At 60.9% G+C, this 12180-nt stretch carries 9 protein-coding genes and 4 tRNA genes; 11 read left to right on the top strand and 2 right to left on the bottom strand.

Annotated elements, in window-relative coordinates:
- The first annotated feature begins 105 nt into the window (after positions 1 to 105).
- The 10 genes from gltX (at position 106) to PBDP_RS20050 (ending at position 6141) form a co-directional block, all read left to right on the top strand.
- Positions 106 to 1587 carry a glutamate--tRNA ligase gene (gltX, locus tag PBDP_RS20095; RefSeq protein WP_041023763.1) on the top strand — a complete coding sequence of 494 codons (1482 nt, stop codon included), beginning with the start codon at positions 106 to 108 and terminating at the stop codon, positions 1585 to 1587.
- A gap of 146 nt (positions 1588 to 1733) precedes the next feature.
- A tRNA-Ala gene (locus tag PBDP_RS20090) sits at positions 1734 to 1809 on the top strand.
- Positions 1810 to 1888: 79 nt separating this feature from the next.
- Positions 1889 to 1964 (top strand) — tRNA-Glu (locus PBDP_RS20085).
- A 53-nt stretch (positions 1965 to 2017) separates the two neighbouring features.
- Positions 2018 to 2093: transfer RNA gene (locus PBDP_RS20080), tRNA-Ala, on the top strand.
- A gap of 76 nt (positions 2094 to 2169) precedes the next feature.
- A tRNA-Glu gene (locus PBDP_RS20075) sits at positions 2170 to 2245 on the top strand.
- A gap of 180 nt (positions 2246 to 2425) precedes the next feature.
- Complete coding sequence (locus PBDP_RS20070) at positions 2426 to 2965, top strand: TetR/AcrR family transcriptional regulator (protein ID WP_109754589.1); 540 nt, start codon at positions 2426 to 2428, stop codon at positions 2963 to 2965.
- 28 nt (positions 2966 to 2993) lie between these two features.
- Positions 2994 to 3827: an alpha/beta fold hydrolase gene (locus PBDP_RS20065; RefSeq protein ID WP_212801223.1), complete on the top strand. Its 834-nt coding sequence runs from the start codon at positions 2994 to 2996 to the stop codon at positions 3825 to 3827.
- 84 nt (positions 3828 to 3911) lie between these two features.
- Positions 3912 to 4361, top strand: a complete 450-nt coding sequence (locus tag PBDP_RS20060) for an acyl-CoA thioesterase (protein ID WP_116833051.1) — start codon at positions 3912 to 3914, stop codon at positions 4359 to 4361.
- Between the two features lie 248 nt (positions 4362 to 4609).
- A complete protein-coding gene (locus tag PBDP_RS20055; protein ID WP_212801222.1) occupies positions 4610 to 5569 on the top strand; it encodes a tRNA dihydrouridine synthase in 960 nt (319 codons plus the stop codon).
- 119 nt (positions 5570 to 5688) lie between these two features.
- Positions 5689 to 6141 carry an Hsp20 family protein gene (locus PBDP_RS20050; protein WP_003203872.1) on the top strand — a complete coding sequence of 151 codons (453 nt, stop codon included), beginning with the start codon at positions 5689 to 5691 and terminating at the stop codon, positions 6139 to 6141.
- A gap of 217 nt (positions 6142 to 6358) precedes the next feature.
- On the opposite strand, the gene PBDP_RS20045 is transcribed toward PBDP_RS20050, so the two are convergent.
- The gene (locus PBDP_RS20045; protein WP_109754594.1) at positions 6359 to 9637 is read right to left on the bottom strand and encodes an EAL domain-containing protein; all 3279 of its coding nucleotides are present in this window, start codon (positions 9635 to 9637) and stop codon (positions 6359 to 6361) included.
- 69 nt (positions 9638 to 9706) lie between these two features.
- Positions 9707 to 10597 carry a LysR family transcriptional regulator gene (locus PBDP_RS20040; protein ID WP_109754595.1) on the bottom strand — a complete coding sequence of 297 codons (891 nt, stop codon included), beginning with the start codon at positions 10595 to 10597 and terminating at the stop codon, positions 9707 to 9709.
- Positions 10598 to 10752: 155 nt separating this feature from the next.
- Between PBDP_RS20040 and leuC the strand changes: the two genes are divergently transcribed.
- On the top strand, positions 10753 to 12171 hold the full coding sequence (gene leuC, locus PBDP_RS20035; protein ID WP_109754596.1) for a 3-isopropylmalate dehydratase large subunit: 1419 nt from the start codon (positions 10753 to 10755) through the stop codon (positions 12169 to 12171).
- Positions 12172 to 12180 lie beyond the last annotated feature (9 nt).

Raw genomic sequence — 12180 nt, 5'->3', positions numbered from 1 at the left:
CGGCTGACCACACAAATCCCGCTCTCACTGGAGCCCGCCCGCCATCGCCTGTTACCATTCGCCCCCTGTTTCATCTTCGCTTTTATATTCTTTCCGAGACATGCCATGACCACCGTCCGCACCCGCATCGCGCCTTCGCCCACTGGCGATCCCCATGTCGGCACCGCCTACATCGCTTTGTTCAACTATTGCTTTGCCAAGCAGCATGGCGGCGAGTTCATCCTGCGGATCGAGGACACCGACCAGTTGCGTTCGACCCGCGAGTCCGAACAGCAGATCTTCGACGCCCTGCGCTGGCTGGGCATCGACTGGAGCGAAGGCCCGGACGTTGGCGGCCCGCACGGTCCGTACCGCCAGAGCGAACGGGGTGATATCTACAAACAGTATTGCCAGCAGTTGGTGGACATGGGGCACGCGTTCCCGTGCTTCTGCACTGCCGAAGAGCTGGACCAGATGCGCGCCGAGCAAATGGCCCGGGGTGAAACCCCGCGCTACGACGGCCGGGCGCTGCTGCTTTCCAAGGAAGAAGTCGCCCGTCGTCTGGCGGCCGGTGAGCCCCATGTGATCCGCATGAAGGTGCCGAGCGAAGGTGTCTGCGTGGTGCCGGACATGCTGCGGGGCGATGTCGAGATCCCCTGGGATCGCATGGACATGCAAGTGCTGATGAAGACCGACGGCTTGCCGACGTACTTCCTGGCGAACGTGGTCGACGATCACCTGATGGGCATCACCCACGTCCTGCGTGGCGAAGAATGGCTGCCGTCGGCGCCGAAACTGATCCTGCTCTACGAATACTTCGGCTGGGAACAGCCGCAACTGTGCTACATGCCGCTGCTGCGTAACCCGGACAAGAGCAAGTTGTCCAAGCGCAAGAACCCGACTTCGGTGACGTTCTACGAGCGCATGGGCTTCATGCCCGAGGCGATGCTCAACTACCTGGGGCGCATGGGTTGGTCGATGCCGGACGAGCGCGAGAAGTTCTCGTTGCAGGAAATGGTCGAGCATTTCGATTTGTCGCGCGTCTCCCTGGGCGGGCCGATCTTCGATATCGAGAAGCTGTCGTGGCTCAACGGCCAGTGGTTGCGGGACCTGCCGGTAGAAGAGTTCGCCGCGCGTGTGCAGAAGTGGGCGTTGAACCCTGAGTACATGATGAAAATCGCGCCTCATGTGCAGGGCAGGGTAGAGACGTTCAGCCAGATCGCCCCGCTGGCCGGCTTCTTCTTTGCCGGTGGCGTGACGCCGGATGCGAAGTTGTTCGAATCCAAGAAGCTGTCGGGTGATCAGGTGCGCCAGTTGATGCAGTTGATCCTGTGGAAATTGGAAAGCCTGCGTCAGTGGGAGAAGGACAGCATCACCGCGACCATCCAGGCCGTGGTCGAGTCGTTGGAGTTGAAATTACGCGATGCCATGCCGCTGATGTTCGCCGCCATTACCGGTCAGGCCAGCTCGGTGTCGGTGCTCGATGCGATGGAAATCCTCGGACCCGACCTGACCCGTTTCCGCTTGCGCCAGGCTATCGATCTGCTCGGTGGCGTGTCGAAGAAGGAAAACAAGGAGTGGGAAAAACTGCTGGGCGCGATCGCGTAAGCGCTCGATGAGGCAGGACATACCCCGGTTTTCCGGGGTTTGTCGGTAAGTGATTGTTATCCCGGCAAAAAACTTTCAAATTTGTTGAAAATAAATTTGACAGCCCTCCGATACGCCCTTAAGATTCGCCCCGTCCTCAGCGATGAGGGGCTATAGCTCAGCTGGGAGAGCGCTTGCATGGCATGCAAGAGGTCGACGGTTCGATCCCGTCTAGCTCCACCAATTTACACTTCAAGGCCTGGCCACACCGGTCTTGAAGCGATCAACACTCAGCGTTGATCAGTTGTATAGAAGGGTTTGCGTCCCCTTCGTCTAGTGGCCTAGGACACCGCCCTTTCACGGCGGTAACAGGGGTTCGAGTCCCCTAGGGGACGCCAGTTTTACAGAAGCGATGTTGCAAGATGTCGCTCCGCCGCGAGGCGAAAAATCCGGGGCTATAGCTCAGCTGGGAGAGCGCTTGCATGGCATGCAAGAGGTCGACGGTTCGATCCCGTCTAGCTCCACCAATTTACAGGTTCAAGATCTGGCCACACCGGTCTTGAGTCGATCAGTTCTCAGCGCTGATCAAGCTAGAAGGTTTGTGTCCCCTTCGTCTAGTGGCCTAGGACACCGCCCTTTCACGGCGGTAACAGGGGTTCGAGTCCCCTAGGGGACGCCACGATTACCCGCTCTGCGGGATTTTATAAGGGTCATTCAATTCTTGAATGGCCCTTTTGTTTATCTGGCGTTCGGCCAATTCCCTTATCCTTGAAAGCAACTTCTGACCAGCGGTCAAAATTTCTGCTTGCGGAAAATTATTATGGGAATAATATTTCAATCGTAATATTCGGAGGCGACGATGAGCGATAAGAAGGCACAAACCCGTGAACGCATTCTCAAGGCCGCCAGCGATGCGCTGATCCAGCGTGGGCCGGCTGAACCGAGCGTGGGCGAGGTGATGGGGGCGGCGGGGCTGACGGTGGGCGGTTTTTATGCTCATTTCGAAAGCAAGGATGCCTTGATGCTGGAGGCATTCAAGCAATTGCTCAATCGGCGCCGCGGCTTGATTGCCGATATGGACGGCGAGCTGACAGGCGAAGAGCGGCGCGCATTGGTGGCGGCGTTCTATCTGTCACGAAAGCACCGTGACTCCACCGAGAATGCCTGCCCGATTCCTGCGTCGGTCGGCGAACTGGGCCGGCTGCCAGATGCGTTTCGTGAGGTGCTCAACGAGCATGTTGAATTGATGGTCGCGCAATTGGCGGCCAGCCCGGAGGACGCCGACAAGGCCCTGGCCGACATTGCCTTGATGGTGGGTGGCCTGGCCCTGGCGCGGGCCTTGGGGCCTGGAGAGTTATCCGATCGTTTGCTGCGCGCCGCCAAGTCGGCGGTGCAATGAGCTGAGGCGCAAGCCCTGGAGATGAGCGATGGACAGGTTTAGCTGGATTCGTAGCGTCAATGGCACGCTTGGTTGGGTGGCTCCGCGCCTGGTGGCCAAGCAGATGCGTCTGCTGTTCATGCGCCCTCGAGACCTGCCGCCGCGGGATTGGGAGTTACCATTGCTGGCCTCGTCCGAGCGTATCACCTTGCGCTTCGGTCTTTCGGCGTTGCGCTGGGGCAAAGGCCCGGTAGTCTTGCTGATGCACGGCTGGGAAGGGCGGCCGACTCAATTCGGGGCGCTGATCACGGCCCTGGTGGGCGCCGGTTACATGGTGGTGGCCCTGGACGGTCCGGCCCATGGTCGTTCGCCGGGCCGCGAGGCGAATGTCCTGTTGTTCGCCAGGGCCATGCTTGAGGCCGCCGCTGAGCTGCCACCGTTGCAGGCCGTGATCGGGCATTCCATGGGTGGAGCCAGTGCCATGCTCGCGGTTCAGTTGGGGTTGCGGACCGAGACCTTGGTCAGCATCGCTGCGCCTGCGCGCATTCTTGGTGTGTTACGCGGATTCGCGCGGATGATGGGGCTGCCGCCCAAGGCCCGTTCAGCTTTCATTCGTCTGGTGGAAAGCGATGTGGGCATGCGGGCCGAGAAAATGGACGTCGCCCATTACCAACTGGACGTGCCCGGGTTGATCGTCCATGCCGACGACGACACTTTCGTCTCGGTCAAGGAATCGCAATTGATCCATGAAGCCTGGTTCGACAGTCGTTTGCTGCGACTGCCACAGGGTGGGCATCAGCGGGTGTTGGCCGATTCGCGGGTCGTTGATGGTGTGTTATCGCTGTTGGCCGGGCGCAGCCTGCAAGCGCGGCAATCGGCTTGATCTGTGGGAGCAAGGCTTGCCCGCGATGGCGGTCAAGCTCGGATCCGTTACACTGCCCCAACCAAATTCGACCGGGAGAGGGGCATGGGCTGGGATCGGGCAACGCCGTTCATCATTGATCTTCAAGTAAATGCCGAAGATATCGACGGGCTGGGCCATGCCAACAACGCGGTGTACGTCACCTGGCTCGAGCGTTGTGCCTGGCGCCATTCCCAGCGCCTGGGCCTGGATCTGGTGGAGTACCGGCGCCTGGACCGAGCCATGGCGGTGGTGCGGCATGAAATCGATTACCTGGCGGCGGCTTATGAAGGCGACGAGCTTCAATTGGCGACCTGGATCGTCGACTGGGACCAGCGCCTGAAAATGACCCGGCATTTCCAGCTGGTCCGCCCCAGCGACAACACTACCTTACTGCGGGCCCAGACCACATTTGTCTGCATTGAACTGTCCACCGGTCGGCCAAAGCGCATGCCGCAGGAATTCATCGAGGGTTATGGCGTGGCGTTGAATCCATCTGGCATCTTCATAGACTGACCCATCGCCATCGCGAGCAGGCTCGCTCCCACAGGGATTTGTGGCGGGCTCCAATTCTGTAAACACATTGGAACCATTGTGGGAGCGAGCCTGCTCGCGATGACGGCAGCACATCCAACATCAATGCAAGCTGATCCACCGCGTTTTCGCGAGCAAGCCTGCTCCCACAAGGATTTGTGGTGAATGCCGGCTATGTGGGCAAAATCCGGTAAACTGCCGCACGTTTTTTCGTTTGAGTGTGTGTTTCCATGCAAATTGCCCTGGCACCCATGGAGGGGTTGGTCGACAACATCCTGCGGGATGTCCTGACCCGTGTTGGCGGTATCGACTGGTGTGTCACCGAGTTCATCCGCGTCAACGACCGTCTGCTCACGCCGGCCTATTTCCATAAGCTCGCCCCTGAACTGTTGACTGGCGCCCGAACTGCTGCCGGTGTACCGCTGCGGGTGCAGCTGCTTGGTTCCGATCCGGTGTGCCTGGCGGAAAACGCGGCGTTGGCCTGCGAGTTGGGCTCAGAGGTGATCGACCTGAACTTCGGCTGCCCGGCCAAGACCGTGAACAAATCCCGGGGTGGGGCGGTGTTGCTCAAAGAACCGGAATTGCTCAACGAAATCGTCGAACACGTGCGTCGTGCGGTGCCAGAACACATCCCGGTCACCGCCAAGATGCGCCTGGGTTTCGATAGCCCGGATGGCGCGTTGGTCTGTGCCACGGCGTTGGCCGAAGGCGGCGCGGCGCACATTGTGGTGCATGCGCGGACCAAGGTGGACGGCTATAAGCCTCCCGCCCACTGGGAGTGGATCCCCAGGGTGCAGGAAGTGGTCAAGGTGCCTGTGTTTGCCAATGGCGATATCTGGAGCGTGGAAGATTGGCGTCGATGCCGTGAAATCAGCGGCGTCGAAGACATCATGCTCGGTCGCGGCCTCGTTTCTCGCCCTGATCTGGCCCGGCAGATCGCCGCGGCCCGGGCTGGTGAGGAAGTGATCGAGATGTCCTGGGCCGATTTGCAGCCGATGCTCCAGGACTTCTGGGTGCAAGTGGTCGAGCAACTGACACCCCGCCAGGCCCCGGGCAGATTGAAACAGTGGTTGGCCATGCTGACGCGCAATTATCCCGAAGCGGTGGCGCTGTTCAGCGCTCTGCGGCGGGAAACCGACCTGGACGCGGTGGGGCATCTGCTGGGTGTGCAGCACACCGAAGCGGCCTGAAAAAAATTCAAAAAAAGCTCTTGAAAAGTTTTTGGCGAACCCTAGATAAGGGTTACGCGATGCCGAATTCGGGTCGCGGAGACAAAAAAACTTGCTGAATTTTTCAGGAGATTTGAATCATGAGTACTGCATTTTCGCTGGCCCCGCTGTTCCGTTCCTCGGTGGGTTTCGATCGTTTCAACGATCTGTTCGAAACCGCTCTGCGCAACGAACCGGGCAGCAGCTATCCACCCTACAATGTGGAAAAACATGGCGATGACGAATACCGCATCGTGGTCGCCGCCGCCGGGTTCCAGGAAGAAGACCTGGACCTGCAAGTGGAAAAAGGTGTGCTGACCATCAGTGGCGGCAAGCGCGAAGCGAGCAACGACAGCGTGACTTACCTGCACCAAGGTATCGCCCAGCGTGCGTTCAAGCTGTCCTTCCGGTTGGCCGATCATATCGAGATCAAGTCCGCCGGCCTGAGCAACGGTCTGTTGAGCATCGACCTGTTGCGGGTGATTCCGGAAGAGGCGAAAGCCAAGCGCATCCCGATCAACGGGGCGCAGCAGCAACCCGCGTTGCAAAACTGATGCATCGCAACTGAAGAAGGGCGCCAGATGGCGCCCTTCTTCATTTTGGAGAACGGTGGAAGATTAATTGTGGCGAGGGGATTTCATGTGGGAGCAAGGCTTGCCCGCGATAAAAGCGATGCGGTCCTTCAAATACCGAGTCAGGCTGCAGTCGCGAGCAAGCTTTGCTCCCACATAGAACCCCCTCGCCACAAGCGCTCCCCGTAGCGCCTCCATGTCACGGCAACAACCGCTCAAATGCCTCCAGCGGCAACGGCCGGCTGTGCAGGTAGCCTTGGTACAGATGGCAACCCAACCCCTGCAGGAATTGCAATTGCTCCAGGGTCTCCACCCCTTCGGCAATCATCACCAGGTTGAGGCTGCGGGCCATGGCGACGATGGCGCGGATGATCTCCGCGTCGTTGGGGTCGCTGGTGGCGTCGCGCACGAATGACTGATCGATCTTCAGCGTATCCACTGGCAGGCGCTTGAGGTAGGTCAGCGACGAATAGCCGGTGCCAAAATCGTCCATGGCAAAGCTCACCCCGAGTTTCTTGAGCCGGCGCATCTTGGCGATGGTGTCATCCAGGTTCTGGATCACGATGCCTTCGGTGATTTCCAGCTTCAGCAAGGAGCAGGGCAGGCCGTGGGTGGCCAGGCTGCTTTCGATGCGTTCGACGAAGTCGCTTTGGCGGAATTGCCGCGGGCTGATGTTTACACACAGGCTGAATTGCTCCGGATCGATCTTGCCCTTGGCGATCAGTTGCTTGAAGCCATCGCAGGCTTCGTCGAGGATCCAGGTCCCGACTTCCAGGATCAGGCCGCTGTCTTCCAGCACCTTGATGAATTCGTTCGGCGATTGGGCGCCCAGATCCGGGTGATGCCAGCGCACCAGGGCTTCGGCACCGACAATGCGGTTGTCCCGGGCATCGACCTGGGGCTGGAAATGCACGCTGAACTCGCCACGGGCCAGGGCCTGGCGCAGGTCGGTCTCCATGCGCAGCCGTTCGCTGGCGGCTTTTTGCATGGTGGTGTGAAACATCTGCGAGGTGTTGCGCCCCGAATCCTTGGCGCGATACAACGCAATGTCGGCGCGCTTGAGCAAATCGGTGGGCGTGGAGCCGTGGTCGGGAATCAGCGCTATACCGATGCTCGGCGTGACCTGCAGTCGCTGGCCATCGAGAAACATCGGCTCCGAAAGCAGTTCGCGCAGGGTGTCGGCCAGGGTTTGCACTTGCTTGCTGACTTCGTTGCGCGAGCCTTCCAGGCCGCTGAGCAGCACCACGAATTCGTCGCCGCCCAGTCGCGCGACGGTGTCTTCCAGGCGCACGCTGGCCTCCAGGCGCGCGGTGATGATTTTCAGCACGGTGTCGCCCACCGGGTGACCGAGGGAATCGTTGATGTGCTTGAAGTGGTCCAGATCGAGAAACAGCAGGGCGCCACGCAAATTATGGCGCTTGAGCAGGGCGATCTGCTGGCTCAGCCGGTCCATCAGCAAGGCCCGGTTGGGCAGGTTGGTCAGTGGGTCGTGATAGGCCAGGTGGCGGATCTGGGCTTCGGCATTGCGTAGCAGGCTCACGTCCCGGGCGGTCAGCAGCAGGCACGCCGTTTCATTGAGCGTGATGGGCTCGACCGAGACCTCCACCGTGAGGATTTCCCCCCGTTTATTGCGCCCGAGCATTTCCTGGTGAACGACGCGGCCCTTGAGTTGCAATTCGGCCAGCAGGGCGGCGCGTTGTTTTTCTTCGGCCCAGATCCCCACTTCGTAGACCGTGCGCCCGATCACCTCGTCGGCGCGGTAGCCGGTCAACCGACAGAAGCCGTCGTTGACCTCCAGGTAGCGACCGCTCTTGTGCTCGGTGATGGTGATGGCGTCGGGGCTGGAATGAAACGCCTTGGCGAATTTCTCTTCGCTGGCCTTGAGGGCAGCTTCGGAGCGTTGTTGCTGCGTGATGTCCCGCAAGGTCGTGACGATGCAGGGCTGGTTGCCGACGTTGATCTGCCGGCTGGAAATCACACAGGTCAGCGGCTGGCCGTTCTTATGATGAACGACGATGGCGACATTGTTCAGCGATTGTTCGCGGATCACCCGTTCGATGCGTTGCAGGCTACTGCCCGAGGCGTCCCAGAGGCCGATTTCGTCGGCGCCGAGGCCGATCACGTCGTTGGCGGTCCAGCCGAAGGTCTGGGTGAAGCTTGAGTTGATCTCGAGAAACCGGCCACTGTCCTGGTGGGTGACGCAGATCGGGTCGGGGCTGACCTGGAACAGCGTGGCGAATTTTTCTTCCGAGGCGGCCAGGCTCTGTTCGCGCTCCACCTGGTCGGTGATGTCCAGCAAGGTGCCGGCCATGCGCAAAGGGCTGCCGTCGTCGTTGCGGTAGAGGCGGGCGCGGCTTTCCAGGTAGCGCGAGCTGCCGTCCGGCAGTTGCACCCGGTAGGTCAATTGGTAGTTGCCCGCCGGGCCTTCGCGCAGGCTGCGATAGGCGTTGCGCATGTTGTTGCGTTCTTCCGTGGGGACGCCCTCGAAAAACGCGTCGAACGATTCGTGGAAGGGCTTGGGTTCCAGGCCATGGAGCTGCGCGGCGCGGGCCGAGCCGTAGAGCATGCCGCTGGGAATGTGCCAGTCCCAGGTGCCCAGTTGCGCCGAGTCGAGGGCCAGGTCCAGGCGTTCCTGGCTGTCCTTGAGGGCCTGTTCGGCGAGTTTGCGCTCGGTGGTGTCGAGAAAGGTGCTCAACAGGTAGGGCTGGCCTTCGAGTTCGACTTTTTGCGCACTGAGAATGCCGTTATGAATCTGGCCGTTGCTGGCCCGGAACTCCACCTCCGTGCTCACCAGCTCGCCCTTGGCTTTGGTCGCTTCCACCAGTTTCGCCCGTTGGCTGGGGTCAACCCACAAGCCCAGCTCCAGGGTGGTGCGGCCGATTACGTCATGCACCGGCCAGCCGAACAGGCTTTCGAAATACTGGTTGGCTTCGCTGATCAGCCCGTCCTCCTGGCGGGTCAGCAAGACCATGTTCGGGCACAGATGAAAGAGCGTGGCGAAGCGTTTTTCCGAACTGCGCAGGGCTTGTTCGCGCTCGCGCTGATGGGTGATTTCGCGGATCACCCCGATCATGCGCGGACGGCCATGCTTGTCGGGCAGCACGCTGCCGCTGATCTCCAGCCAGTGCAGGCTGCCATCGGGCCAGACGATGCGGTGGTGCATCGCCTGTTCCAACGGCGCCCCGGCCACTGCCGCGTGAAAGGCGCGCACGGCCCGGGCCCGGTCTTCGGGCAGCAACAGGTCCAGATAATCCACATCCGCCGGCAATGGCTGGCGCGGATCGAAGCCGAACAGCGCCTGGGTGCCGCGGGACCAACTGATCTGCCCGCTGTCGATGTCCCACGACCAGGCCCCCAGCCGAGCGCCGTTCAGGGCGGCCAGCAACTGCGGCGCGCTGTCCCAGCTTTGCTCGGACCGTTTCGGGTCTAGCGCCTGGATGCGTGGCAAGGGCGGGAGATGGTCAGCGGGTTTGGGCATTTCTGGCGAGCCTTGAGCGGGTTTGGGCATTAAGCACAAGCATCCAAGGCCCTACAGGCGCGGCACAACCTATGCCTTTGTCCCTGGCAAATCGATTTGTGCGTCCAGTAAGGCCATGAAAGCCCGTGCGGCGTTCGACAGCGTCCGTTCGGTGTGCAAGATATAGCCTAGCTGGCGACTGAGTTGTATGCCCGGCAAAGGAATGCGCGCCACCTGTTCGTCGAGCATGGTGCGCGGCAAAACGCTCCAGGCCAGGCCGATGGAGACCATCATTTTTATCGTTTCCAGGTAATTCGTGCTCATGGCGATGTTCGGTGTCAGGCCCTGGGCCTCGAACAGCCGTCGCACGATGTGATGGGTAAAGGTGTTGCCCCCCGGGAAAACCGCCGGATGCAAGGCAATGTCCGCCAGGCTGACCGCGCCGTTTTCCAGTAATGCATGCTCGGGGGCGACCACGAAATCCAGGGGGTCGTCCCATACCGGCGTGGCCCTTACCAGCGTGTGGGGTTCGGGGGCGAGGGTGATGACGGCCAGTTCGGCCCGGCCATGGAGGATTTCTTCGTAGGCCACTTCCGAATCCAGAAACTGAATGTCCAGTGCCACCTGGGGGTAGCGGCGGGTGAACTCCCTGAGTAGAGGCGGCAGGCGGTGCAGGCCGATGTGGTGGCTGGTGGCGAGCGTCAGGCGCCCGGTCACTTCGCCAGTCAGGTTGGTCAGGGCGCGGCGGGTGTCGTCCAGCACATTGAGGATTTGATAGGCCCGTGGCAACAGGGCCCGGCCGGCCTCGGTCAGGCCCACTTCACGGCCCAGGCGGTCGAACAGGCGCACCTTGAGTTGTTGTTCGAGGCCGGCAATGCGCTTGCTGATGGCCGGCTGGGTCAGGTGCAGGCGTTCGCCGGCGCCGGAGAAACTGCCCGTCTCGGCGATGGCAATAAAGGCATTGAGATTGGCGAGGTCCATGGCGGTTCCGGTCGAATTCCAGTTGGTTATGCAAAGTATAAAAAATATGAATTTGAGTTATTTAATGTAACCCCATAGGATCAGCCTCACAAGCCAAGGGGTTATTGATTCGTTCAGGCCCGGGGCATAGAAACAAGCTGATGAGGAACCGTCTGATGGCCGGCAAAACGCTCTACGACAAGCTCTGGGATTCGCATTTGGTCAAGCAGCGCGACGATGGCTCGGCGCTGATCTACATCGATCGTCACATCATCCACGAAGTGACTTCGCCGCAAGCCTTCGAAGGTTTGCGCCTGGCCGGGCGCAAGCCGTGGCGCATCGATGCCAACATCGCGACCCCGGACCACAACGTACCGACTACGCCGGAGCGCAAGGGCGGCATTGAAGCCATTGCCGACCAGGTCTCGCGCCTGCAGGTCCAGACCCTCGACGATAACTGTGACGAATACGGCATCGTCGAATTCAAGATGAATGACGTGCGCCAAGGCATCGTCCACGTCATCGGCCCGGAGCAGGGCGCGACCTTGCCGGGCATGACCGTGGTCTGCGGCGACTCGCACACCTCGACCCACGGTGCCTTCGGCGCCCTGGCCCATGGCATCGGCACCTCCGAGGTGGAGCATGTGCTCGCCACCCAGTGCCTGGTTGCCAAGAAAATGAAGAACATGCTGGTGCGCGTCGAGGGCAAGTTACCGTTCGGCGTGACTGCCAAGGACATCGTCCTGGCGGTGATCGGCAAGATCGGTACCGCGGGTGGTAACGGCCACGCCATCGAGTTCGCCGGCAGCGCGATCCGCGACTTGTCCGTCGAAGGCCGCATGACCATCTGCAACATGTCCATCGAGGCCGGTGCCCGTGTCGGGCTGGTGGCCGCCGATGAAAAAACCGTGGAATACGTCAAGGGCCGTCCGTTCTCCCCGAAAGGTGCTGAATGGGACATGGCGGTCGAAGCCTGGAAAGACTTGGTCTCCGATGCCGATGCGAAATTCGACACCGTAGTCGAGCTCGACGCGAGCCAGATCAAACCGCAAGTCAGCTGGGGCACTTCGCCGGAAATGGTGCTGGCGGTGGACCAGAACGTACCGGATCCGGCCAAGGAAATGGACCTGGTCAAGCGTGACTCCATCGTCCGCGCCTTGAAATACATGGGCTTGAGCGCCAACCAGGCGATCACCGATATTCAACTCGATCGCGTGTTCATCGGTTCCTGCACCAACTCGCGGATCGAAGACCTGCGCGCCGCGGCGGTGATCGCCAAGGGCCGCAAAGTTGCCTCGACGATCAAGCAGGCCATTGTGGTGCCGGGCTCGGGCCTGGTGAAGGCCCAGGCCGAAGCGGAAGGGCTGGACAAGATTTTCCTCGAGGCCGGTTTCGAGTGGCGCGAGCCAGGGTGCTCGATGTGCCTGGCGATGAACCCGGACCGTTTGGAGTCGGGCGAGCATTGCGCCTCCACCTCCAACCGTAACTTCGAAGGCCGTCAGGGCGCCGGTGGCCGTACGCACCTGGTGAGCCCGGCGATGGCCGCGGCGGCGGCTGTCAACGGCCGTTTCGTCGACGTCCGCGAATTGATCTGAAGGAGCGCA

The sequence above is a fragment of the Pseudomonas sp. St290 genome (assembly GCF_018325805.1).
In the GTDB taxonomy this organism is placed as follows: Bacteria; Pseudomonadota; Gammaproteobacteria; order Pseudomonadales; family Pseudomonadaceae; genus Aquipseudomonas; species Aquipseudomonas bijieensis.
The sequence above is the reverse complement of the archived record's forward strand: the minus strand, read 5'-3'. Positions and strand labels throughout refer to the sequence as shown.